This window comes from Paenibacillus sp. PL91 (assembly GCF_012935325.2).
Classification (GTDB): Bacteria; Bacillota; Bacilli; order Paenibacillales; family Paenibacillaceae; genus Pristimantibacillus.
The window spans coordinates 84,846-109,039 of record NZ_JABBYG020000012.1 but is presented as its reverse complement, the minus strand read 5'-3'; the positions used below and the strand labels follow the sequence as shown (position 1 = coordinate 109,039).

Here is a 24,194-nt window from a genome sequence, read left to right as displayed (position 1 = left end):
ATGATTGCATCCGTTCTTACTGCTTGCCTCCGGCACACCATTGCAGCGCTTGCGTAATTATCGTCTGATATTCAGGCTGCTGAAACACTTGTAGAAAATGTCCCGGCGTAAGCACGCACACGCGACCTGTCCCTTGTTCTCTTAACCATCCAGCAGGCTGCGTGCTATGCTCCGATTTCGAAGTCATAAAGATTTGGATGCGCTCCTCATTGACCTCCATATGATAATGCTCATCGTGTACGGCAAAAACATCCGTATTCGCGCTGCCCCAAAGCGTGTTGTTCGTATAGGCCATAGTAACTGGACCCGCTTCCGGATGATGCTGGAACACCCCGCCTACAAGCTCGAAGAAGACGGGCTCATTACGGTATCCAACCGTGCCTGCATGAAGAACAAGAAGACCTTTTCCGTGCTCGACATAGCTCTGGAACTGCTGCTGAATGTCATCCGTCAGCCATGGCGTCTTATCGGACGCCGAGGTATGGTTTGCTTTTGCCAAAACAATAACATCCTGCTGCTCCATCCACTTAGAAGACCACTCTGATGCATGCTGGATATAATCGAACTCGATGCCTTGCTTGCTTAGCGGCTCCAAGCCTGCCACTATCGTTTTCCCTGGATGCCAGCAGTCATTGCAAATGACGCCAACCTTCATTTTCCCATCTCCTTGTCTCTATTAAATGCCTTACTAGAATTATAACGTTTCAACAGCGCATAGCCTATTAAAAATAAGACAATAACCATTATGTTAGCTAACCCTTCAAGCTTAAGCTGTCGTTTTGGCGAAAATGATAAAGAAGATCATGATTTCACCTAAGATGATATGTGGCGCTGCCGTCATAAATAAATTCAAGGTGAACATAACCAAGAGCAGGCTTGTCAACAAAAGCATCACTTTAAAGGTTGGTTTAAGATGCTTGAAACGATAACGATACAGGACAATCATGACTGACCAGAAATATAAAAGTACAGAGCCAAAAGTAAAACCTAATATAAATAAATAGTTTAATTGGTCAAGGAATAGGAGCTGGATGGAGGCCGCAATCATGCTAAGCGAAAAATAGATGAACAAATGCCCGTAAATAATGGTCTGCCCCGCTGTCTGCTTCGTTTTATCGACTCTCTTTTCCACATTCTCGAAGTACTGCCACCATATGCCTATCACTAATACAAACGCTAATGCGGCATAGAGGATAGAAGAGCCCGTTAATTCATCAGCTTGCAGCACAGAAAGCATGCTTATGACGGATTCTCCGAGCAGAATCAATGTAAAAAGAGCAAATCGTTCCAATAGATGGGCGGTATGTATAGGTGTTTTGACTAATTGCTTGCGGCCAATTAACGGAACGAGAATATCAATCGCAATGCCTGCATACAAGATGGCATACCGAATCCATGAGTCAAAGAAGAGAGAAAAACTAGATACCACGATGCCAAGCCAGAAATAGGTTCCAAAAAAACGCGCTGTTTCCTGCTTGCCGGCAGTCTCCGTCTTTTGCGTGATTACATATTGAATGGCAGTCAATATTCTTGAGCCGATATAGCCCACAAAAAAAGGCACATAATAAGCGTCAAAATCCACGTTTAGACTAGCCGTCATAATTAAAACAAAAAACAATTGCAGGATCATAAAAATGCGATGCGTTGTAACGTCACGGCCAAATCGATTGTTGAACACCGTTTGCCCGACCCAAGCCCACCAGATCGGAACAAATATTAGAACGAATTTAATGAGATGCTCAAGCGAGATAATCCCGTGCTCGACATGCAATAAAACATGGGTAGCTTTTGAGATAGCCGCTACAAACAATAAATCATAAAACAACTCCAGCCACGTGACCTTTTTTTCATGCATCGGTATGAGGCTCCTCTCCAAAATAAATCTCAAATTGAATTATCTTAAATTAAAGATATATTTTTTTATTATTTTTGTCAATGGTTTTTCAAAAAAAACCAGATGCATCACTGCATCTGATTTCTCGAAAGCGGAGCTTCTCTTCCATTCAAACTAAATCAATTGCTTTAAATTTTGCAGGCTGATTGCCAAGCTCTCAAACGGATCACGTCTGCATACGTCCTGCTCGACAACGAACCACTCGACTCCCGTTTCTCGGCATGCTTCAATAATCGCCTTGAAATTCAAGTTGCCCTCTCCAATTTCCGCAAACACCTGCTGACGGTCGATAATTTCCAAATCCTTAAGATGAACGACTCCCATGCGGCCCTTCACCTGATGAATCGCCTCAACCGGATTCACGCCGCCTACATGCACCCAATAAGTATCCAGCTCGAAGCCAAATGCAGACGGATCACTTTCTTCTCGCAATATATCCATTCCCGTTCTGCCGTCGTACTTTTGATATTCAAACTGATGATTATGATAAATAAATTGCAGATTATGCTCCTTCAGCTTTCTCCCGATCTCAGAAGCTTTCTGGGCAAAGGCAGCATATCCTTCCGCGCTAGTGCGGTATTCTTCCGGGATCGAGCCTAATCCAACATAGGAGCAATTCCACAGCTTATGCTTTTGAACCGTATTGTCAAAGTCGTCCACTAGAGATTCATAGCTGACATGAGTAGCGCAAATCCGCAGTCCAGCCGCATCGGCTAATTCCTTTACCTTCTCCGGTGCAATAGGGCCGATGCCGGAAACCTGAACCGCTTCATAGCCGATTTCCTTCACCTTGCGCAGCGTCTGCTCCAAATCAGCTTCCGTCTTGCAGTAGTCCCGCAACGTATAAAGCTGCGCTGCTATTGTAGATAAATTCATATATTCGCCGCCTTCTTATCATAATGTGATCGGTTAACTCATTGCCTAGCTTAATTGTAGCACTTTGCATGAAAGCGCTACTTTACTGAGGTTAACGAACCATGGGCCGCCAATTGATTATAATTGACCAAATTGTCTATATGGACCCATGTAAAACAGCGCAAGAGGAGACGCGCACCATCGTGCCTAGCATCTCCTCTTGCGCTGTAACGTCCTAACTCATTAGCCTTCGATCATCTTCTTATAAGCATCCATTTGGCGCTGAAGCTCGGCAAGCACTTTGTCGTAGCCTGCCGTTTTCAGCTTGCTGCGGAATTGCTCGACCGCTTGCGCCGGTTCACCTGCTTTACCGTAAGTAATGGCAGGGCCCATCTCGCCCGTAACCTGCGTGATCGCCGTAAGCTCGGCTTCAACCGGCGTCTTATCGAATACGAATTGACCGTACGGATAAGGTTTTTTGATTTTGTCGTACTCCGCATAAAGCGTCTCTTCAAGCTGATCCCACGTCGTGATGCTCGGAATTTCGAATTTATCGACGCGTCCGCCCCAGAAATCGGCATAGAAGGCATCCTTGGCCTCGTCATAGCCCTCAGGCTGTACGCGCTTGCCATCCTTCACTTCATATTGCACGCCTTCCAGACCATAATTGATCAGGTGGTAAATTTGCTCGTCATTGCGAATCAAGTCGTAAGCCATGAGCGCGCGCTCAGGGTTTTTGCTATGTGCGCCAACCGAGGTTCCGCCGTGCGTAATCGAAAGCTCAGTCAGGTTATTGCCTCCAGTACGCGCAAATGGGAACATTTGCAGCTCGGAGCCCGGCTGATCCTTATCCATCGTCACGCGCAGCCCGCCAAAGGTTTGCGTATGATGCTGGTCAAGCCCCGACAATCCAGCCCGCAATGCGGAGCGGTTATCGTTTTTATTGTTCAATACATCCTCGCGCCAGTAGCCTTTATCTGCCCAATCCTTCATAAGCGTCGCAAAATTAAGGAACGTATCCTCGAATACGGGACTTGCTACCGAAAACTTCTCGTCAAACGATTTGGTCGTAAATACCGGCAAATAACCCGTCGAAATCGGAAGCTCTAAATTGTCGGTGTAAGACTGCACATAACCGCCCCACGTGCTTGTTGATGCAACAGCATCCCACGGAACGACGCCCTCTTTGTTATCCTTCACGAATTGCAAATATTTGCCGATGCCTTCCCAATCTTTAATCGGATCAGTCATGCCCGCTTCCTTCGCCCAATCGCCGCGGTAGAAGAAGCCGTGGTTAACCCACTGCGTATAATCGTTCTCCGGGATCAGCACGATTTTCCCGTTGTATTTGCTCTCTGCCCAGTCCTCTTCCGGAATGGAGCTCCAGGTTTGCGGCGCATATTGCGGCAGCAAATCATCCAGATTCATAAAGGCGCCGCGCTGCGCGTTGCCCCATGTATCGAGCCAGTCCGTACCGATCGTAATCAAATCAATCGCTTCGCCGGAAGCCAGCAGCAGATTGTATTTGGTTTGCCAATCTGCCCACTCGACCCATTTCCACTCCAGCTCGGCATTGATTTTTTCCTTCATCAGCTTGTTAACCTCAGCAAGCACCTTCTCAAACTGTCCGTTCTTAGGCTTATCGCCAAGGACGACATAACTGACTTTGACGAATTTGGACGTATCCCCTGCCTTATTGCCGTCCGCTGTATTCGTGCTGCCCTCGTTGCCCTTGCCCTCGTTGTTGGTAGCTTCGCTTTTATTTCCGTTACTGCCGGAACAGGCTGCAAGGCTAATGATCATTATAATGGCGATCAGCAGAGCAGAAACCTTCTTTAAGCTGGACATAAGCACTTCTCCCCTTTGATTTCATGAATATCGGGCATTGCCCGTTATGTGAAGAGGCCATTTGCAGGCCCGCGGCACATCAGCCTTTTACAGCGCCAACTGTAATCCCTTTGATGAAATACCGTTGTACAAACGGGTAGAACAAAATAACAGGGCCGGTTGCCACAACGGCGGTAGCCATCTTCATCGATTCCAGCGGCATATCCCGAAGCTGCACATTGGACGCCGCGGACGAATTGCGGATAAAATCGGCGCTAGTGACGACGTTGTACAAGAACAGCTGCAGCGGACGATACTTCATATCCGGCGAGAGGAACAGCATCGAGTTATACCACTCGTTCCAGTAGCCCAGCGCGATGAACAGGCCGATTGTCGCTAAAGCGGGCGTCGTCATCGGTAAAATCAGCTTCATAAATATTTTAAAGTCGCCGGCTCCGTCAATCTTTGCAGATTCGGTAATGGCATGCGGGATGGAGCGAACGAAGCTTTTCATCATGATGATGAGAAAAGGACTAAGCAGCCCCGGAAGCAGAACAGCCAAGTAATTGTCCTTCAGAGACAAATACTGCGTCATTAAGAGGTAGAACGGAACAAGCCCGCCAGAGAACAGCGTCGTAAAATAGATGAAAAACGAGATGCCGTTGCGGTAGCCGAAATCAGGACGCTGCAGCGCATAGCCGGTCATCGCGACCAAGAAGAGGCCGCATACGGTCCCCACAATCGTAATTCCCATCGTAACGAGATAGGAGCCGATAATGAGGTCCGGGTTTTCAAATACGATTTTGTAGGCAAAGGTGCTGAAGTCGCGGGGCCAAAAATTGAACCCATACTTCTTGATCGTCCCCTCCGCCGTCAGCGAGGTGCCGAGGACGAGCAAGAAGGGCAATAGACAGCAAAGCGCAAAAGCTGAGATAAATAGATAGCCAAACGCTTTAACGACCATTCCGCTAACGTCCGTACGAATACTGCGTGATTCTTCTGTATTTTCCATAGTCGACACCTCCTAAAATAACGAGTTTTCGGGCGAAGCCTTCTTCACGAGCCAGTTCGCGGTCAAGACGACGACAAAGCCGAATACCGATTGATAGAGACTTACGGCGCTGCCGATCGAGAAGTTGAAGTTCGTCATGAGGGAGCGGAACACATACGTCTCGATAATATCCGTCGTCGGATACAAGGCGGTATTGTTGGCTCCCACTAGGTTGAAGAACAGCCCGAAGTTCCCTTTGAGAATGCCGCCGAGCGAGAACAGCATCAGAATGATGAAGGTTGGTTTCAGCCATGGCAGCACGATATAAATAATGCGTTGGAAGGCATTGGCGCCGTCGATTTCCGAAGCTTCGATAATTTCGTTGTCAAGCCCCATGATGGCTGCAAAATAAATGATGGAGCCGTATCCGGTCGACTGCCAAAGAAAAGTGAGCACGATGATGAACGGCCATATTTTCGGATCGGAATACGTTTTGACGGGCTCCATGCCCAGCGACTCCAAAATACTGTTCAACAGCCCGTAATCGTAGCTAAGCACGTTATAGGCGATCAGGCCGATAAGCACGGCGGATATAAAGTGAGGCAGAAACATTAGCGTTTGCGTCACTTTTTTGAACCATTTTCGGCGGATCTCGTTCAGCAGGATCGCTACAAAAATTTGCAGCACGTTTCCTAACACGATAAATACCAGATTGTAGGCAACCGTGTTGAACGATAGCCGCCACAGGTCACCGTTGATGACGAGAAAGCGAAAGTTATCGAATGCGACAAACGGGCTTTTGAAAATACCATCCGAGTAGTTGTAGTTAATAAAAGCTAAATACAGGCCGGGCATCGGCAGATAGGCAAAAATGATAAAAAAAGCGATGGCCGGCAAGCACATGAGCAGAAGCGTCTTGTTGTTCCAAAATCGCCGAAGCTTGCCGCCGCTCATCCGCTGCAGCTTTCTCTGGGGCATCCTCTCGGCCGTAGTCGTGGTCGTTTCCATCCTTAATTCCCCCTCGTAGTCCTATGCTAGACGGATATGAACTGAACCGATTCCAAGCATCCAGGTTTGCTTCGGTCAACCGCCTCCAGCAAAATCGCCAGCCTTCCCTTATCCCCTTCAAACCAGGCTCCCGGCAAATAGAAGGAATCCGGGCTCCCGCCCGAGAAGACCGGCCGGTTCTCGTCTTCGCTTGGCAGCCAAAGCCGTCCAACGATCCTTCCTTCTAGAAAGACGGTCAGCTTAAGGCCCGACCCTGCGACCCTCCCCCGCCAGCCGGATCCCGCTGCTGAATTGATCGTGGTAGCATATAGCCAAGCCGTCTCGCCAGGCTGCAACGAGACTGGAAACTGCTGAGCCGCCTCTTGAACCCTTGCGCCCTCTGCATGTGCGTGCAGCTCTGCTTCCTCCGCTGCGCTAACCGACCAATCCGCGGCCGCAGCACCTTCATACAAATGCACCTGTCCGGACGGCAAGCCAAGCACTCGCTCGACGTAAACTGTCAGCTCCACCGCTTCTCCAGCCGTAACGTGTTCCGAGATATCGATAAATGGGTCAAACGGATGAATCGGTCCTAAATCCTTGCCGCCCACGAACAGCCGCGCCAATGACTGAATGCCGCGGAAATGCAGCGTCCAAGAGGTGGCATCCGCGGAGGCATGGAACGTTTTCCGGTAATATTCGAATGCCGGATGATCGGGCGACAGCCAGCCGCCAAAATTGACGATTGGCCACAGGCTGCAATCGGGAGAGGCAATCAGCTCCGTACGCAAGGAACTAGCCGCCGCGCGATAGACGCTCCAATTGCGGCTAAGGTCACGCGTTTCCGTTATGGCAGCAAGCCCCTTGAGCCCCTTCATCGCATGCAGCCGAAGGCCGGGAAGCCGAGCATCGTCAAAGTTCGAATGCCCCCAAATTTCCACCCTGGCAAGCAGCCTGCCATCCTGCAGATTACTGCTTAAAGGGAGGTAGGAGCTGGCGCCGCCTGGCGCAACCGTACCGGCATACTCGCCACCTGCGTACAGCGATACAACGTCGCTGCCCTGCCGGATCAGCACCCCTTGCGCCGCCTTTCCTTCCGGGAGCTGAACTGCCGCTTCGTACCATGCATATCCGCGGTAAATGCCGAGCTGCTCTAAGTAATCAGCTTTTTCAATGTTTTTAGGGCCGCTATTACCCTCCACTGACAATGGCGCTGCTGCATCGAAGACGCTCAGACGCCAATCGGTCGCCGCTTCCTCGATACTTTCCGTGTAACGGAGCGGCTCCCCGTACTGAATGGCTCCGCTATCGTCTGCCTTTTCGAAATAAAGCGCTTTCTTTCTGTCGGTTATAAAAAGCTTCAGCTTTCGTCCATCAGCGGTGGTGATCAAGCAGAAGCTATCTTCTTTTCCATCAAAGGTTATCGTAAGGCGTTCTTCCGACAATTCGGCAGTCGCCTTCTCCGTCTCTACATCCTGCGGCGCTTGAAGCAGCAGGTTGATCTCGCCTTTTCCTTCCGTATGGAAGGCTAGAGTGGCTTCGCTGTCGGATGCTTCTGCCATGTACAGCTCTGCGGTTGAGCTTGCAAGCAGCCCTTTCATGCCCCAGAGGCCAAGCGGAATATCAAAGGGAAGAACCAGTGACCGGCCTGCTTTAATCGTAAAGCTATGATTTTCCGCCGCGTTCGGATCGCCGGAAGCTTCGATTGCTATTTCTTTATCCCGGTCATCCAAATTCGTGATGAACAGAAGGCTTCCGCCGCCTTCCAGCTGCAGAGCATATGGACCGACAACCCGCTCGTTGTCTCCGGCAATCGTCCACGTATCAGATGATTCGTTTCCTAGCGGGGTTGCTTGCGCAAGCGGAGCGCCGTAAGCGGCTATCAACCGGCTCAGCAGCCTGCCCTCATACGCTTCCTCGCGGATATGCCCTTCGGGAGAGATCATTCCGCCAAAGTCATAATCCGAGGTCATGAACGCAAGCGGCTTGCCCCAGTTGTTCGTCGCGTTCGTAAAGCCGAAGTCGGTACCCGACACTTGAAGATAAGGACCAAGCAGCTTAGCTCCGCATGAGAGCAATCTCCGCAGCAGATAATGCGCTCGATTCGTCTCCGTAACGAGCAGCGGATACCCTAGTTCAGCTAAGGTATTGCTGTAATGAAGCACCTTCTGCTCAAATTCAGCCTCCCGATTATCCGGATAGAAGTTGCAGGTCGGAACGACCTCCTCTGTTAGTCCCGATGCTTGCAGCAAGCCGCCTTGGCCAGCGCATGCGAACAGCGGAACCGAAATACCGTGATGAAGCGCCATATCGCGCAGCGCCGTTATATATCCTTTTGGATCATGACAGTCATAGAAATCGAGCTCGTTATCAAGCTGAACGCCGATCACCGTTCCGCCCTCTCCTGCTTGATAAGCCTTCAGCAATGGCAAAATCCGATCAAACCATTTCGAAACATAGCCCAGGAATTCAGCATCATTGTCTCGAAGCTTCAGCCCCTTCGTAAGCAGATAGGCCGGAAGCGCGCCGCCATCCCACTCCGAGCAAATGTAAGGGCCTGGCCTTGCAACGACATACAAGCCGACCTCTGCCGCCGCTTTCAGGAATGCCTCCGCATCACGCTCACCGCTGAAGTCCCATTCTCCTTCGGCTGTTTCATGGTAGTTCCAAGGAAAATAAACATCGATGCTGTTGTATCCGAAGGCTAGGAGCTGCTCCATGCGCTCCTTCCAATGCGCCCTAGGAATGCGGAAATAAAACAGCGAAGCGCATAGCAAAATATGTGGGGTTTCTTGAATCCTTACGGCATCCGCATCAAACTGCACAGCCGCTCTAGCTCCAACTTTCATGACCATGTCATAACCTCCAACAAAATAGGCTAAAAGCTCTAATTATGTAACCCGTTTCATGAAACCCGTTACATTTTTAGAAAAAAATAAATACACCCATGACCGGAATAAAACAGAACTAATTTTCTGTACGGTACGCTGACGTGTATTAGTGTGATGACTCGTTTGAATAAGAGCTGCAAATGTTATGTAACGGGTTACATTTATTATGGTGACACGCTGCAATCTTTTGACATCTTGATTTTATTCAACAATGTAAGCGTTGTCAATATTTTTTTTAAAACTGATTTTTAGTCATTATTTTTTATTGCGAGGCGGGGCTGTCGACTCTCTGACAATGAGCTCAGGTCTAAGCTTGGTGCTTTTGTTTACTTTGTTTTTCGTAATCATCTGATGGAGCAGCTCTGCTGCGCTCCGTCCAACGTCATAGCATTTCAAGGAAATTGAGGTCAATTCCGGGATGCTGTTGGAGGCATAAGGAATATCGTCAAACCCTATCAGAGACAGATCCTGCGGCACACTTAGTCCCGCTTTATGAGCAGCCTTCATGACGCCGATGGCAACCAAATCGTTCGCGCAAAAAATAGCCGTCGGCAATTCCGGCAGCTTAAGCAGCTCGTTCATGAACGCTTTGCCGCTGTCCACAGAAAAGCCCCCGTTTCGTACCCATTCCTTGCGTGTGGACAAACCGTTTTTCTCCATCGTTTTCACAAAGCCTTGTATGCGCTGCATCGTATTGGACATATGCTTGTACCCGCCTACAAAAGCAATATCGCGATGGCCCAAATCAATCAAATGCTGCGTCGCCAGCTCCGCGCCCTCCCGCTCATCGGCATATACGCGGGTCAGCCCTTCGCCCGGAATATTGCCATTAATAAGCAGCAGCGGCACGCGCTTGCTCGCTTCAACGACCTCGTAAGCCAGCTCCTTGCTTAGCTTGGCCAGATTAATGCGGCCTCCGATCATGACGATGCCGTCTACCTGTTTCTCCATCAGGATGCTCAAATATTGCGACTCACGCACATATTGCTCCGCTGAATCGCCATTAGTCGAAACGGTATCGCACAGAAAAAACGTATATCCTTTGCTCCGTGCCTCCTGATCAAGACCTGCTAGCACCTCAGGAAAAAAAGGATTGGTAATGTCAGGCAAGATGACGCCAATCATGCCTGTCTCTTTCTTGAACAAGCTTCTGGCAAGCGCGTTCGGTTGAAATTGATGCTTCGTAATCAGCTCCATGATGCGGTCTCTCGTCGACTTTTTTACTGGAGCCGTGTTGTTGATTACGCGCGACACAGTGGCTACTGAGACGTTGGCTTCCCTCGCAATATCATATACAGTAACCGGCTTAATAGCTGCTCACTCCTCAGTCCAAAATTCGATTCCTCAGTAGAATAACAGACTTTTGGACAAATAGAAACGAGTATATTCCAAATTTTTCAATTGTACGCCGTACTTGCTGCGGATTCGGCAGCATCAATACGAGCATATATAGCAAAAAAGAAGGCTAATTTTTCACAGGGGCTGGGGATGAGGGGATGAGCTGGCTTAGCAATTTAGCGGGAGATGAGCTGGCTTAGGTCTATTTTCTAGACTTATTTTTCAAAATTGGCTAGTTCGGTGAAGATAGATCTACTTTTTAGATCTAATCTTGCTGGGATGACGTTTAGACGGTGATTTGGCGGGGGATGAGCTGGCTTAGGTCTATTTTCTAGACTTATTTTTTCGAAATTGGCTAATTTGGTAAAAATACATCTACTTTTTAGATCTAATCTTGCTGGGATGACGTTTAGAACGCCATTTGGCGGGAGATGAGCTGGCTTAGGTCTATTTTCTAGACTTATTTTTCAAAATTGGCTAGTTCGGTGAAGATAGATCTACTTTTTAGATCTAATCTTGCTGGGATGACGTTTAGACGGTGATTTGGCGGGGGATGAGCTGGCTTAGGTCTATTTTCTAGACTTATTTTTTCGAAATTGGCTAATTTGGTAAAAATACATCTACTTTTTAGATCTAATCTTGCTGGGATGACGTTTAGAACGCCATTTGGCGGGGGATGAGCTGGCTTAAGTCTATTTTCTAGACTTATTTTTTCGAAATTGGCTAATTTGGTGAAAATAGATCTACTTTTTAGATCTAATCTTGCTGGGATGACGTTTAGAACGCCATTTGGCGGGGGATGAGCTGGCTTAGGTCTATTTTCTAGACTTATTTTTTCGAAATTGGCTAATTTGGCGAAAATAGATCTACTTTTAAGATCTAAACGGAAGAGGATCGCTCGAAATGTCCTTCCAGACCTTTCGAGGCGACCCCCTCCATCGATCAATCACACACGGCTGGTGCCGCTCATCAGACATCGATCAAATGGCTTTTGCACTTCCCTTTGGCTTATGTGCTTTCCTATAGCTTACGCGATTCCCTAAATCTTACGCGCTTCCCTTTGTTTCCTGCTCATCCTTACTCTCGGCTACCAGCTCGCGAGCGGAGCTCTTGAACTCATGCAGCGTGCGTCCGACCGCTCTTCCGAGCTCTGGAAGCTTGGAGGGGCCGAACACGATTAGAATGACGACTAAAATCATGATCAATCCCGGTATTCCAATGCTTTGCAACATGAACCATCACCTCATTCTCATTTTTGCAAATCGACCTGCGATGCTTCCACAATAGCAGATGCACATGCGGCTGTCTCGAAGTATGTCATATAATTTGACATGGTTTTTCGATAGCCCTATTCCCTTTATTGGCGTCGGTCCTCTGTTGTACGATCCGTCTAATCCTTTTTCAAAATGTTAGGATCATCATCCAATGACAGCACATGCCTCCGTCATTATGATTTAGGTACACAGCCAGATTGCGTGATTTAATATTACATATTGGTGAAAGGAGTGGCTTTGGCAACGTCAAAAAAGGGGTAAAAGGAGCTGTCATCATGTCGTTTATGGATAAGCAGGTTATGAATATCGGAACGGTAAGCGAGCTTACCGGATTGTCGGAAAGACGGATTCGCTATTATGAAAACCGCAAGCTGATTACTCCAAAACGAACCGTGGGAGGCACTCGCAAATACTCCTTCCGCGATATTGAGAAGCTGGTCGAAATCGGCAAGCAAATGGAGGTCGGCTGGATGACGGCGGAAATTAGGCATCGCGCGATGAAGCGTGGAACTGAATCCGCAGCACATGGTTAGGAGGTCGATCTGATGCTCGCACAACCAACATTAATCGATCATTTGACGGAGCTGCGCAAAAGAATCATTTATGTGCTCATCCTATTCGCGATAGCCTTATGCGGCGGAATTGCGCTAGTTCGCCCCGTGTTAGCCTATTTGCAGCAATCCTATTCACCCGCCCAGCCGATTTTGTGGAACGCTTTTTCCCCATTTGACGCGCTGCAATTATACGTACAAACTGGAGCTGCAATCGGCATTGGCGCAACGGTGCCTTTCGCTCTGCTGCAGGTATGGCTGTTCGTCAAGCCAGCTTTGACTCAGCAGGAGCGCAAATCAATCCCTTGGCTTATTCCTTTTGCGCTGTTGCTATTTCTAATCGGGCTTGCCTTCAGCTGGTTTGTGGTCTTTCCGATGGCCGTGCAATTCGCATCCTCCGTCACACAGTCCATGGGGCTGGTGGAAACATATGGCGCAGCACAATACATCCAGTTTCTGATGCGCATTGTACTGCCGCTGTCCCTTGTATTTGAGTATCCGATCGTGCTTATTTTTCTCGCAAAAATCGGTCTTGTCACACCCGAGCGGCTGAGAAAAAGCAGAAGGCTCGCCTATGTCATTTTGGTCACCCTATCCACCATACTAACACCCCCTGATTTCATATCTGCATTCATTGTATTGGTACCTTTGGTCATCTTGTATGAAGCAAGCTTTCCCATCGTAAAATGGGCGAGTAAAATAAAGGATTAGAGGAGGAGTTTCGAATGGATCAACAAAAAAACGGCTTATCCCGCAGGGAGTTTATAGGCAATGTGAGCAAAATAGGCGGCGCTTCAGCGGTACTTGGCGTCATGGGCTCAATAGGTCTTTTTACGCCTGGGCAAGCAAACGCCGATAGCGCAAAGAAGGATGACGACAAAACCAAAAAGCCAGGAAAAAACAGCTCTTATATGCTGCTCAACGTTCGACTGGAAAGCGGATATCAGTACGAGAACGGGCAGGTCGTTGCAACCGAAACCGTCCTCCGCAATCTTCAAATCGATAAAGGCACCATTACGAAAATACTCGATCCGAAAACGGCATACCCAAAGGGCATCGATTGCTATGACGCAAAGGGCATGCTGCTCCTGCCGTCGTTCCGGGATATGCATATTCATTTGGACAAAACCTTTTACGGAGGTCCATGGCGAGCAGTTAGACCGACCAAAAACGGTATTTTCGACCGTATTGTTGAGGAACAAACGCTGCTTCCGCAGCTGCTGCCAACCGCTCAAGAAAGAGCAGAGAAGCTTATTGGGCTTATACTAAGCTACGGCTCTACCTATGTGCGAAGCCATTGCAATATCGATCAGACCATAGGCCTCAAAAATCTGGAGAAGCTGAAGCTGGCGCTGGCTAACTACTCGGACAAAATATCTCATGAGATCGTTGCTTTTCCGCAGCACGGCCTGCTTCGATCCAATGTGGAGGGGCTGATTCGCGAAGCAATGCAGCTTGGCGTGACGCATGTTGGCGGATTAGATCCTACGCTCGTAGACGCCGATATGGAAAAATCGCTGAATACGATGGTGCAAATTGCGGTTGATTACAAGGCCGGCATCGACATTCACCTTCACGAAGGCGGCGAAACGGGCATTAAGGCTATTCGCCGATTGGCTGATCTTACAGAGGAAGCAGGCTTGCAAGGGAAAGTTACCGTCAGTCACGCCTTCTCGCTTGCCTCGTTAACGACAGGCGCCGACGTCGAAATGGCTGACCGACTTGCCTCTCTCGGCATCTCGATTGCTTCGTCCGTTCCAATTGGCAAAGGCGTTATGCCGATTCCGCTGCTTCAGAAGCAAAAGGTGAACGTAATGCTTGGAAACGACAGCATTACGGATCACTGGTCGCCATTTGGCATCGGGGACACGCTGCAAAAGGCACATCTTGCTGCTCAGCTATACGGCTGGTCGAGCGAATACAATCTGTCCCGCGCGCTCGCACTAGCTACCGGCGGCATTATGCCGCTCGATGAATCGGGCAAGCAAATTTGGCCAAAGGTCGGCGACGCGGCAACTGCCGTACTCGTTCCGGCAAGCTGCTCGGCAGAGACGGTTGCCCGCCTGCCGGAGCGCAGGGCCGTTTTGCATAAAGGGACGCTGGCTTCAGGTGCGCTTGAAGTAGCAAAGTCAAAATAATAACCACTATATTCTGGGTACCTTCTATGAAGGTGCCTTTTTTTTATTAAAAAGAATGCCTTCTTCTAGGTTCCTGTCTATCAAACTAGTTATCTGTCTATCACACACTTTTATAAAAAACATATGATAAGTCAGCATAAACAGGAGGTGTAATGATTGGATTGTCCCACTCCAGATCACCACAAAAAAATCAAAAGAAAATGCTTAAAAAGCTGCAATAAAAAATGTGCCGTTACTAGAGTCCGCCGAAAGCCAAAAATTAATGTAATCGCTCCTAGGGGAATACGGGGTGCTGCAGGACCTCCCGGACCTGTAGGTCTTCCAGGGACGCAAGGACCGACCGGAGCCCCCGGAATCGGTTTGCTTACTTTCTATAATTTTATCGAAATTCCAGATCCCATGCTTCCCGGTGGCCCCGCAATAACTGCGCTTACGCTACCTATTGCACCAGCTACAACTGGCCCAGAGCTGCAAGTTAGCAATCAATTCATTTCCCTTAGCGGCATTGACATTAATAGTAGGATCGCCTTGACAGCAACCATTGTGTGGAGCTTTTCCTTTATCACAGATGGATTACCTCAGGTCGCTGTAGGAAACCAAATGATGCAGTTTAGTATTTTTCGCGATGCTCCATTATCTGGTGTACGGGTAGGCACAGTTGTTGACGCTGGAAGAATAACGGAAATTAATAGAGAGGCTACAGAGGCGATGCTCGTTTCCGGAACGTTCACTACCACTTTTGAGTGCACCGATACGGGAGTGCCAGCAGCCGCAGCCAACTATTTTCTGACGGCTGCAGCTGGAGCCGCAACTGGCTTTAGCGCTCCTAACGACTCAGGTCCAACGATTATTACCAGCTTTTCGAACCCCACTATTCATGAAGTCCATTTCGGTGGAAAGGTTATCCTTCCAAATACCGTCTAGTAAATTGAAAGGCAGGTGTCTAAAATGAAATGCGCTTCTCCAAGACAGAAGAGGAAACTTTCCAGAAAGAAGCCTCGCCTTATCCCCAAAATTAGCGTGATTGCCCGGCGAGGAAGAGTCGGCCCACCCGGACCGGAAGGCCCGCAAGGCCCAACTGGCCCGCAAGGCTTGCCAGGTCCATCTGGAGTTGGGCTGCTGACATCCTATAATTTCATCGAAATTCCTGATCCCATGGTCGCTGGAGGAGCGGCGATCACCACGCTCACTCAGCCTATTGCACCCGCTACAATTGGCCCTGAGTCACAAATTAGCAATCAATTCGTTGCGCTTGGCAGCGTCAATGCTAGCAGCCGTGTAGTGTTAAGAGCGACTATCGTATGGAGCTTTAGCTTCGTTAGCGCTGCTCCCCCTGAGCTCGCGCTCGCCAGCCAGATTATGCGCTTCAGCATTTTCCGCGATGCGCCAATTGTCGGTGTACGGGTAGGTACAGTAGTTGATGCAGGAAGTATAACTCAAATCAATCTGGCGGCCGGCAGTACAATGCTGATTAACGGAACCTTTACGACAACCTTTGAATGCACCGATACGGGAGCAGCAGGTACAGCTTCAGGTTTTAGTGTTATTACGGATGGCGCGCCTAGCCTCATTACTAATTTTAACAACCCGATAATCACCGAGATCCATTTCAGTGGAGAGGTTATTGGTCCTAACGTCCTTTAATATTATTGCCTCTCTAAAAAAAGGCTGATCTTTCCCTTGCAGGAGAGATCAGCCTTTTTTTTGTGCAAACCTATTTAAAGATGCTGATAGCTCGCTTTAACGGCTTGATGGAATACGCGCTTGCCCCAGCTCGCTCCTCCGCTTTATCCATACGCTCACACCAGCGGCAGCCATCATCATGCCGGTAGCGACAAAAATCCAATGGATGCCGACAGCTAGTCCGAGCAAGCCGCCGATGAGCGGCCCTAGCATGGAGCCAAACTGATTCGCGCTCGTCGTAAGCCCAAAGGATCTGCCTCTAAACTGCTCATCCGTACTTTGGACGACTAGTGTATTTACAATCGGGCCGATACCCGCCATGAACAAGCCGAAGATGAATTGTACGACGGCGAACAGCCACAAATCTTGAACGAAGTACTGCATGCTAATGACCATACCGGCAGTAATCAAGCATATAACCAAAATGCGGTAGTACCCTTTCCTCTCGCCGAGCCTCCCCCAGACCGGAGATGCGAGAATGCCGGCGATTCCAATAAGTGAGAGAACGAAACCAGCTGACAGCACAGCTCCTTGCAGCCCGCCTTGCAATTTAGCAATATGCAGCGTAAGCAGCGGCTGAATCATATTGACCGAAAGCTGGAAGAGCACGAGCAAGAGCAGCATGCTCATCAGCCCGCGGTTGCGAAACGCCATGCGGTAAGTAACTGGCTTCGCCTGCTTTTTCTCGGAAGCTGCTATTGGCGCTTCCGCTTTTCCTTCTCTAACCCATACAATTACCGCAACTGTCGCAGCCAGTATGATGATAGCCGATGCAACGAACGACCTGCGCAGGCCAAATGCTTCTGCCAGCAGCCCCCCGAACAGAGGGCCGAGAATGCCCCCCGTCATCGTCCCAGCCTGCATCACACCAAGGCTCCAGCCCAGTTTCTCCTTAGGCGCGACCGATGCCACAATCGACATGGATGCCGGGACGAATCCGCCGACAAAGCCATGCAGCATACGGACTCCCACAAGCTGCAAAGGCGTCTGCACAAAAGCGATTAAAGCATAGATAATGGCTAAACTGAGCCCTGCTCGGATAACCATTTTCCGCTTCCCGTATTTGTCTGCAAGCAAGCCCCATAAGGGAGCCATGACAGCCCCAACAAGAAACGCCGAGGAATGCACGATTCCCGCCCATAGATTCACAGAGCTTTCCGGCACTCCCAAATCGAAGAGGAACAACGGCAGGAAGGGAACCGACATCGTATAGCTTGAGCTGCAAAACAAAACGCCGAACCATAAGATCCACATTGTACGCTTCCATGATTCCATACTCGGTAACCCCCAGTGCCTAGTTCGTTTATGTCCGATGCATTTACACTAATACCCACTATACGCCTCCTTTACCGTTTGTTCAAAAACCGCAATAAGGAGCAAAAACAAGGAAAACCCTTACAAACCACGTCTAATGAACCTTAACGGGGTTATTTGCGCTTAGAGCAGCCGAACGGAAAAATGGTGGAGTCAGAACTTGCCCGGCTCCACCATTTCTTAAACCATTTATCCAATAACTGATTAAGTTTAATCCAGTTTTTTCAGAAGCTTCTCCAATAAAACAGAATACTCTTCACCATATTCATGACTAATCCAATCTAAAAAGCGTCCTGATCACAACATTATCCAATCCCTCCGTAGGGTTAAAATACTAATTCAACCTCTTATTCATTGCTGAAAATTCTCAAAATCCGCAGGCAAGTCCCCGTGCTTCGACCATCCTTCAAGCTTGTATTTCGGACTGTGATCTGCATGATTTGCTCTTCTTCTGGTAGAGGAAACATCGCAATAACGGGCCGATATGCGCCCAAGCACCAATCGTCAAACAATTGAACCTGATTAAAGGTTAACCCATTTAACGAATATTCAAATATGCCGGTATCGGGGCCGCATAATAGCAAAATTCCAGCACTACGCCCATTAACGGCAAAAGAAAGGGAAGCACCCTCCCTATCCGTAAAAAGATGCTCGGCAGGATAACGCCAATTAATAAGCGGCTCTGGCTGTATATTCATCAGCGAAAAGCCTTCTTGCTGGCTCACTTGATTTAAATCTAGCATAGCTGCACGCTCAAAGTTTCTATCGTCTAAAGGAACTGGCAAAGCTATTTTTCTCGGCGCAAACCCTCTCTCGGCATAACTGGCAAGCGCTTCTTCTAAAAAGTGCCGCACATACTGTGCATACAGCGCATAACCCGCATCATTTGGATGGACAAGATCAGGGGCAAGCTCCTCCCAGCGCGTCTGCCCTGCCTCTATCCGATCATAGATGCTCGCTGCAAAGTTAACCGATGGAAGTTGATAATAAGCCGCAACTTCCTCATGAACGGCTATATTAAACGGCACCCTAGCTGACAAATTTTTTTCTGCCGCCGTGTAGATAAAACATATATCCGCCTTTGGCGAAAGGCGCCTGCACTGCCGTACGATTCCTTCCATACCTCGAATGGATTCTTCGCGATCCTCCCCGTCATTGACGCTGAACTCAACGAACAATAAATCCATTTCTCCGCTTTGCAGAGCATGCTCTTTCAAACGATGGGCGCCGAAGGTGGAATTAGTCCCCCCAACCCCCGCATTTATACAAGTCACCTTCTCCGCTGAAAATCGTTCCATCAAATAGCTTTCCGTCCATGCACGCCAGCTCGTCTTATCCGGATCAGACGCTCCATAGCCCTCGGTTATGGAGCCTCCAAAAAAAGCGACGACTATTGGTTCGTTATGATAAAGCTTTTTGCCGAGGTTTGGCAATCCACTACGTAGTTTCATATAATTGCTGCCTGATTGATCTAGCTTTCTCATAGTTAATCCTCCTAAATAGAGCCCTCCTAATGAATTAGGAGGGCTCGCAATACTATTTAACTGATGCTGCTAAAATGTCTGCAAAAGCCCAATGCGTGCTTGGAACGTCCTTCCATGGAGATTCCGCTGAGCCGTCCGGCTTATCTCTGCCAAGCACCTTGTTGATCATACTAGCCGCTTCGGCCCGAGTCAGCGCATGATCCGGCTTAAACGTTCCGTCCTTATAACCATTAATGATTCCAGCAACCTGAGCCTTCAATATATCAGCATTCGCCCAATGATTGGCAATATCCTTAAAGCCTGCTCCTGTTTTCTGAGTGTCGCCAATTAGCGATGCAATAAGCTTAGCCATCTCAGCGCGTGTGATCGATTTCCCTGGGCCAAATGTGCCGTCTTCGTATCCATTCATCAAGCCCATTTGCGTCACTTTCGAAATCGCGTCCTTCGCCCAACCGGTTGATTGAACGTCGCTGTAAGCCATTTCGGCAGCTGCTGCTTCGCGCGTGACGATTCTCGATAGTATTGCGGCTATCTCAGCGCGCGTCATTTTGGCATCCGGCCTGAAGGTACCGTCTTCATAGCCGTTCATGAAAGCCACATTCACAATGCCTGGCTTTGCTGTCGGCGTTGCCGTTGGAGAAGCAGTTGGTGTTGTGGTCGGCGATGCTACTGGTGTCGATACCGGTGTTGTGACTGGTGTTGTGACCGGTGTTGATACCGGTGTTGATGCCGGCGTTGGTGTAGGTGTTGCTGTTTCCGCCGGTGGCGTTGCCGAAGGCAGCGTTGCGGCATTCACGTTGAAGCTCACGCCATCGACCAGCATATAATCGCCCGATTTTTTCACAGCCTTGAGCGTATGAGATCCATTTGCCAATCCAGAAATGCTGTATACCGCTTGCTGTTTAAGCCTGCTTGCGTTATACGCGCTTACCGTTTCCTTAAATACATTGTCTACGTAAATATCGATGTCGCCCTGTGAAGCTGATTTTGGGGTAAGCAATGAAATGCCTGTTCCTTTGAATGCGTATTCCATATAATCACCATTCGCCTCTGCGGCATGGATGTCATTTTGGTAATCGCCTTTATAGGAGATTGCCAGGCTGACCGATCCGTCCGGCTGTGCAGCTAGGTACTCTTTCTTAATCGTGATCACATTGCCCAAAATCGTGTAATCTTCGTCCGCTGCAAGAGGTGTCTCGCCATTCATAACGCTGAGCAGGTTGCTACCGTCAATGCTAAGCGTTGTCGTCACATCAGCCTGCGCGGTCTTGTCAAAGCTTGCCGAATCCGGGCTGATCATATCCGCTATTTTGAATTTCAACTGATCCAGCAGCATGTAATAGCCTGATTTCTTAACGGCCTTAATCGTATGGGCTCCCTCAGAAAGCCCTTCAATGCTGAACAGCGTTTGCTTAACTTGTCTGCTTGCATGGTACGCGCTGATCGTCTGCTTAAATACGCCATCTATATAGATGTCGATATCTCCCTGCGAGGTATCCTTCTCCGTTATCAATTCAATGCCTGATCCCTCGAACGTATACTCAAAATAATCGTTGTTCGCTTCCGTAAAATGCACATCATCCTTGTAATTTCCAAATCCCCTATTTCTGCTGTGCTGCCATGCGCCCTTATAGGAAATTCCGCTGTCGTCATTGTTGATCGATACATAGCGGCCCCTCGCTGTGTCACTTATCGCAATAGCTAGGCTCTGGTCAGCTCCGCCGCTAAAGGACAAGGTCAGATTCGTCATGCCGTTCGGCTTAGCCGAAAGGTATTCCTTCTTTATCGTAAGCTGGCTGCCCGATACCAGGTAGTCAACGCCAGCTTGCAGAGTCGTCGCGCCATCAGCAATGCCGCTCAAGCTGTTTCCGTTGAAGGTGACATTAGTCGTAACATCGGCCTGCGCAGCTGCTTTTTTGTCAAAGCTTATCGCACTTGGGCTGATCGTACTGTTCTGGCCTGTCGTATCGCTTATCGCAATCGATAAGGTCTGTGCCATTCCTTGGTCGAAAATAAAGCTCAGGTTAGCAGTTCCCACCGGCAAGTTTGCCAGATACGCTTTTGAAATCGTAACTTCGTCATTCGCTAGCGTGTAATCGCTGCCTGACACCAAGGCTGCTCCGCCATTCGCAATGCTTACCAGAGCATTTCCATTAAGCGTCATCGTTGTCGTGACATCTGCTTGCAGGTCGGCTTTTTTATCGAAGCTGCCTGCTGCTGGATTTATCGTACTGTTCGTTGCCGCTGAATCACTAACCGCAATCGAAAGCGTTTGAGCCGCTCCCCCGTTAAAAGCGAAGGTCAAGCTCGTCGTTCCAAGCGGTTGAGCGGCAGCATATTCCTTCTTGATCGTTACCACATTGCCCGCCACTGTGTAATCCGTATCCAATAACAACGCTGCTGCGCCGCTCGTGATGCTGCTCAAGCTGCTGCCATCGCCCGTTGTCGTTATCGCAATATCCGCCTGCTGACCGTTAGCCTTATCAAAGGCGGCGGTACTCGCGCTAATCAAATCCGGTACGCTGACCCGCAATTGATCCAGCAGCATAAAATATCCGGATTTTTTAACCGCTTTTAGCGTATGAGGGCCATCAGCAAGTCCTGTTATGTTGAACACAGGCTGCTGCGCTAGTCTGCCTATATTGTAGGTGCTGATCGTTTGCTGGAACTGGTCGTCGACGTAAATGTCCATTTCGCCCTGAGACGGATCAAGCTCTGTAATGAATTCGATTCCCGTTCCCGTAAAAGCGTATTCCAAGAAATCGTTGTTGTCTTTCTCCGCATAATGAACATCATCCATGTAATCGCCAAGTCCGCGGTTATAGCTGCGGTTCCAGCCTCCTGTATACACGATGGAAGCATGGTCATCATTGATTGAGATCGAGCCGCCAATGGATGTATCCCTTACGACTAGAGAAACGTTCTGCTCCGAACCTCCGCTAAAAGAGAAGGCCATGGCCGTCGTACCCGTTGGAAGCGCGGCTAAGTATGACTTTTTGATCGTAAGCTGGCTGCCTGATACGGTATAGTCTGTACCCGCCGCCAAAGCGTTTCCAGCATGCCCTACGCCAAGCAAATCATTTCCGTTTAGCGCAAGCGTCAGCGAGACGTCATTCTGTGCCGATGGCTTCTTATCGAAGCTAACCGTTCCAGGAGTCACGCGGCTATCCCTTATCGTTGTATCGCTTATGGTGACAGCAAGCGTCTGCGCAGCCCCGCCGCTGAAGGTAAACGTTAAATTGGTGGTGCCAATTGATTTTGTCGCCAAATATTCCTTCTTAATGGTCACCTCATCATCCGATACGGTGTAATCTGTACCAGCAACAAGCGTTGCTCCATTACTCGAAATGCTGTTCAGCGTATTTCCGTTTAACGTCATCACCGTCGTAACATCAGCTTGCGCCGTCGTGTTCTTATCGAAGCTCGCAGCGGCAGGGGTAATGCCGCTGTTCTGCGCCGCCGCATCGCTTACATCAATAACCAAATTTTGTTTGTCGCCAACTAGCTCTTGCCCGCCGTTTCTAACCCATGCGCCCGTATACTTCATGCCGGTATCGTCATCATTCGCCGTTACCGTTCCATCCTGCGCAACGACTTTAAACAAGCGCGATGCATGCGAAGCGAGATCAATGGAGCTGAAGCCAGTGTCAAAGGTGCCCAAATCCTCATGGCTCCAAAGATCGCGAACAGTCGCAGGCCCAGTAAGTCCGATATCACTCCAATTGACGTTAACGGTCGCAGCAGAGCTGCCAAGGTTAAAAAGTCCAACCGTGTAGCTGCCATCGCCATTATTGGCATACCATACCTGCTGCTCGGTAGCCGTCGATACCGGATGCCCTGGACGGCCAGCCTGATTGACGGCGATAACCTCTTCATTCGTTAACAGCTCAATGCCGTAATCGTCCAGCTTGGTCATGTCATTGCCAATGTACAGCTGCGCGGAAGAAATCGCCCAGAAGGACATTGCCGTTTGACGCTCGTCCTTCGTTATGCCGTCCATCGCTCCATTTCCGATATTCAGCGAGTCAAAGTCATTCCAGCCGCCCGGGCCTGCATGGCGCCAGAACTGTTCCGCTTTCGGGAAAAGCCTAGCGATGCTCGGCCATGTCGTTAAGCCGCCGTCGCCGCAGTAGCACTCGATATCCCAGTCTATGCGCCATCCGTTGGCATACTGCTTCCAATAATCGATGTACTTGATGTCAAGCGCCCATGAAAGCTCCAGCCAAATATTGTGTGGAGCAAGCGCCTGCGCCCAGGCCTTTACGTCATCGCGCGCATCAAGGGAGAGATCGGAAATGCCCGAGCCCGGCGTCACGCTGTCAAACTTCAAAAAGTCGATTCCCCATTCGCCATACAGATCGGCGATCGAATTGATATAGCTTTGCGCACATGGCTTCGAGAAATCGATTTTGTAGCCAATGCCCCAATAGTCCGATTCCTGGATCGGCTGAGCTGCAATGTCCTGCATCGAGCAGCCGGGAGCGCCATAGATCGGCAAATCCTGGTCATACGCTTGCGGCGATAAGCCCGGAATGCCATATAGACCGATCTTTTGTCCATTCGCATGGACGTAATCGATGACCTTCTGAAAACCGCCTGGATATAGCGTCGTGCTCGGAATAGGCCGTCCATACTCGTCCATTCCGCCGTTCCAAGCCGCGTCGATATTAATATACTCGTAGCCGTATGGCTGAAGCTTCTCATGCATCGCATCCGACTGCGCCTTAATATTGTCCTCGGTAATCCACTGCCCGTTGCCTGTATAAACCTGCAAGCTGTAGCTGCTCCAGCCCATGTAAGGTTTAGCGGCCAACCCGTTGTTAGCCGCCTCCGCGACATTTGCCTTCGGTGCCATTATTCCTAGCTGCGTCGTGATCATCACGACGATTAGCAGCCACAAGCGCGATTTTCTCATCATCTGCGTCATTATTAATCTCCTTTTTTTATGAAATAGGATCAGGCTTTTA

17 protein-coding genes are annotated in these 24,194 nt (G+C 49.2%); 5 read left to right on the top strand and 12 right to left on the bottom strand.

Annotated features, from left to right (window positions below; all coding sequences use genetic code 11):
* Window positions 1–16: 16 nt before the first annotated feature.
* From HI950_RS24095 to HI950_RS24055, 9 genes are all read right to left on the bottom strand, one after another.
* On the bottom strand, window positions 17–655 hold the full coding sequence (locus tag HI950_RS24095; protein ID WP_169088296.1) for a ThuA domain-containing protein: 639 nt from the start codon (window positions 653–655) through the stop codon (window positions 17–19).
* Window positions 656–766: 111 nt separating this feature from the next.
* Window positions 767–1,855, bottom strand: a complete 1,089-nt coding sequence (locus tag HI950_RS24090; RefSeq protein ID WP_169088294.1) for a low temperature requirement protein A — start codon at window positions 1,853–1,855, stop codon at window positions 767–769.
* Window positions 1,856–2,008: 153 nt separating this feature from the next.
* On the bottom strand, window positions 2,009–2,770 hold the full coding sequence (locus HI950_RS24085) for a sugar phosphate isomerase/epimerase family protein (RefSeq protein ID WP_169088292.1): 762 nt from the start codon (window positions 2,768–2,770) through the stop codon (window positions 2,009–2,011).
* 222 nt (window positions 2,771–2,992) lie between these two features.
* Entirely contained in the window at window positions 2,993–4,597 is a 1,605-nt protein-coding gene (locus HI950_RS24080) for a DUF3502 domain-containing protein (RefSeq protein ID WP_169088290.1), read from the bottom strand.
* Between the two features lie 79 nt (window positions 4,598–4,676).
* Window positions 4,677–5,588, bottom strand: a complete 912-nt coding sequence (locus tag HI950_RS24075) for a carbohydrate ABC transporter permease (RefSeq protein WP_169088288.1) — start codon at window positions 5,586–5,588, stop codon at window positions 4,677–4,679.
* A gap of 12 nt (window positions 5,589–5,600) precedes the next feature.
* Window positions 5,601–6,545 (bottom strand): ABC transporter permease, encoded by a 945-nt coding sequence (locus HI950_RS24070; RefSeq protein WP_169088449.1) that lies wholly within the window; start codon window positions 6,543–6,545, stop codon window positions 5,601–5,603.
* 56 nt (window positions 6,546–6,601) lie between these two features.
* Window positions 6,602–9,409, bottom strand: a complete 2,808-nt coding sequence (locus HI950_RS24065) for a beta-galactosidase (protein WP_169088285.1) — start codon at window positions 9,407–9,409, stop codon at window positions 6,602–6,604.
* 291 nt (window positions 9,410–9,700) lie between these two features.
* Window positions 9,701–10,756 (bottom strand): LacI family DNA-binding transcriptional regulator, encoded by a 1,056-nt coding sequence (locus HI950_RS24060; protein ID WP_169088447.1) that lies wholly within the window; start codon window positions 10,754–10,756, stop codon window positions 9,701–9,703.
* A 1,073-nt stretch (window positions 10,757–11,829) separates the two neighbouring features.
* Window positions 11,830–12,015 carry a twin-arginine translocase TatA/TatE family subunit gene (locus HI950_RS24055; RefSeq protein ID WP_169088283.1) on the bottom strand — a complete coding sequence of 62 codons (186 nt, stop codon included), beginning with the start codon at window positions 12,013–12,015 and terminating at the stop codon, window positions 11,830–11,832.
* Between the two features lie 317 nt (window positions 12,016–12,332).
* Here HI950_RS24055 and HI950_RS24050 point away from each other — a divergent pair, with 317 nt between their 5' ends.
* The 5 genes from HI950_RS24050 (at window position 12,333) to HI950_RS24030 (ending at window position 16,390) form a co-directional block, all read left to right on the top strand.
* Window positions 12,333–12,590: a MerR family transcriptional regulator gene (locus tag HI950_RS24050; protein ID WP_169088281.1), complete on the top strand. Its 258-nt coding sequence runs from the start codon at window positions 12,333–12,335 to the stop codon at window positions 12,588–12,590.
* Between the two features lie 12 nt (window positions 12,591–12,602).
* Window positions 12,603–13,319, top strand: coding sequence for a twin-arginine translocase subunit TatC (gene tatC / locus HI950_RS24045; protein ID WP_169088279.1), 717 nt, complete (start codon window positions 12,603–12,605; stop codon window positions 13,317–13,319).
* Between the two features lie 200 nt (window positions 13,320–13,519).
* Window positions 13,520–14,746: an amidohydrolase family protein gene (locus tag HI950_RS24040; protein WP_223285481.1), complete on the top strand. Its 1,227-nt coding sequence runs from the start codon at window positions 13,520–13,522 to the stop codon at window positions 14,744–14,746.
* Window positions 14,747–14,902: 156 nt separating this feature from the next.
* A complete protein-coding gene (locus HI950_RS24035; protein ID WP_169088275.1) occupies window positions 14,903–15,670 on the top strand; it encodes a hypothetical protein in 768 nt (255 codons plus the stop codon).
* A 24-nt stretch (window positions 15,671–15,694) separates the two neighbouring features.
* The gene (locus tag HI950_RS24030; protein ID WP_169088273.1) at window positions 15,695–16,390 is read left to right on the top strand and encodes a hypothetical protein; all 696 of its coding nucleotides are present in this window, start codon (window positions 15,695–15,697) and stop codon (window positions 16,388–16,390) included.
* 96 nt (window positions 16,391–16,486) lie between these two features.
* On the opposite strand, the gene HI950_RS24025 is transcribed toward HI950_RS24030, so the two are convergent.
* From HI950_RS24025 to HI950_RS24015, 3 genes are all read right to left on the bottom strand, one after another.
* Window positions 16,487–17,704, bottom strand: a complete 1,218-nt coding sequence (locus HI950_RS24025; protein WP_169088272.1) for an MFS transporter — start codon at window positions 17,702–17,704, stop codon at window positions 16,487–16,489.
* A gap of 386 nt (window positions 17,705–18,090) precedes the next feature.
* Window positions 18,091–19,227 carry an SGNH/GDSL hydrolase family protein gene (locus HI950_RS24020; RefSeq protein WP_169088270.1) on the bottom strand — a complete coding sequence of 379 codons (1,137 nt, stop codon included), beginning with the start codon at window positions 19,225–19,227 and terminating at the stop codon, window positions 18,091–18,093.
* Window positions 19,228–19,279: 52 nt separating this feature from the next.
* The gene (locus HI950_RS24015; protein WP_169088268.1) at window positions 19,280–24,154 is read right to left on the bottom strand and encodes a X2-like carbohydrate binding domain-containing protein; all 4,875 of its coding nucleotides are present in this window, start codon (window positions 24,152–24,154) and stop codon (window positions 19,280–19,282) included.
* Between the last annotated feature and the right edge of the window lie 40 nt (window positions 24,155–24,194).

What these genes read in the sequence shown, in the direction of transcription:
- HI950_RS24085 (WP_169088292.1), bottom strand. Translation starts at nt 2,770, where the DNA reads ATGAATTTATCTACAATAGCAGCGCAGCTTTATACGTTGCGGGACTAC.
- tatC (WP_169088279.1), top strand. Translation starts at nt 12,603, where the DNA reads ATGCTCGCACAACCAACATTAATCGATCATTTGACGGAGCTGCGCAAA.
- HI950_RS24050 (WP_169088281.1), top strand. Translation starts at nt 12,333, where the DNA reads ATGTCGTTTATGGATAAGCAGGTTATGAATATCGGAACGGTAAGCGAG.
- HI950_RS24090 (WP_169088294.1), bottom strand. Translation starts at nt 1,855, where the DNA reads ATGCATGAAAAAAAGGTCACGTGGCTGGAGTTGTTTTATGATTTATTG.
- HI950_RS24095 (WP_169088296.1), bottom strand. Translation starts at nt 655, where the DNA reads ATGAAGGTTGGCGTCATTTGCAATGACTGCTGGCATCCAGGGAAAACG.
- HI950_RS24080 (WP_169088290.1), bottom strand. Translation starts at nt 4,597, where the DNA reads ATGTCCAGCTTAAAGAAGGTTTCTGCTCTGCTGATCGCCATTATAATG.
- HI950_RS24055 (WP_169088283.1), bottom strand. Translation starts at nt 12,015, where the DNA reads ATGTTGCAAAGCATTGGAATACCGGGATTGATCATGATTTTAGTCGTC.
- HI950_RS24025 (WP_169088272.1), bottom strand. Translation starts at nt 17,704, where the DNA reads ATGGAATCATGGAAGCGTACAATGTGGATCTTATGGTTCGGCGTTTTG.
- HI950_RS24070 (WP_169088449.1), bottom strand. Translation starts at nt 6,545, where the DNA reads ATGCCCCAGAGAAAGCTGCAGCGGATGAGCGGCGGCAAGCTTCGGCGA.
- HI950_RS24040 (WP_223285481.1), top strand. Translation starts at nt 13,520, where the DNA reads ATGCTGCTCAACGTTCGACTGGAAAGCGGATATCAGTACGAGAACGGG.
- HI950_RS24075 (WP_169088288.1), bottom strand. Translation starts at nt 5,588, where the DNA reads ATGGAAAATACAGAAGAATCACGCAGTATTCGTACGGACGTTAGCGGA.
- HI950_RS24030 (WP_169088273.1), top strand. Translation starts at nt 15,695, where the DNA reads ATGAAATGCGCTTCTCCAAGACAGAAGAGGAAACTTTCCAGAAAGAAG.
- HI950_RS24015 (WP_169088268.1), bottom strand. Translation starts at nt 24,154, where the DNA reads ATGACGCAGATGATGAGAAAATCGCGCTTGTGGCTGCTAATCGTCGTG.
- HI950_RS24065 (WP_169088285.1), bottom strand. Translation starts at nt 9,409, where the DNA reads ATGGTCATGAAAGTTGGAGCTAGAGCGGCTGTGCAGTTTGATGCGGAT.
- HI950_RS24020 (WP_169088270.1), bottom strand. Translation starts at nt 19,227, where the DNA reads ATGAGAAAGCTAGATCAATCAGGCAGCAATTATATGAAACTACGTAGT.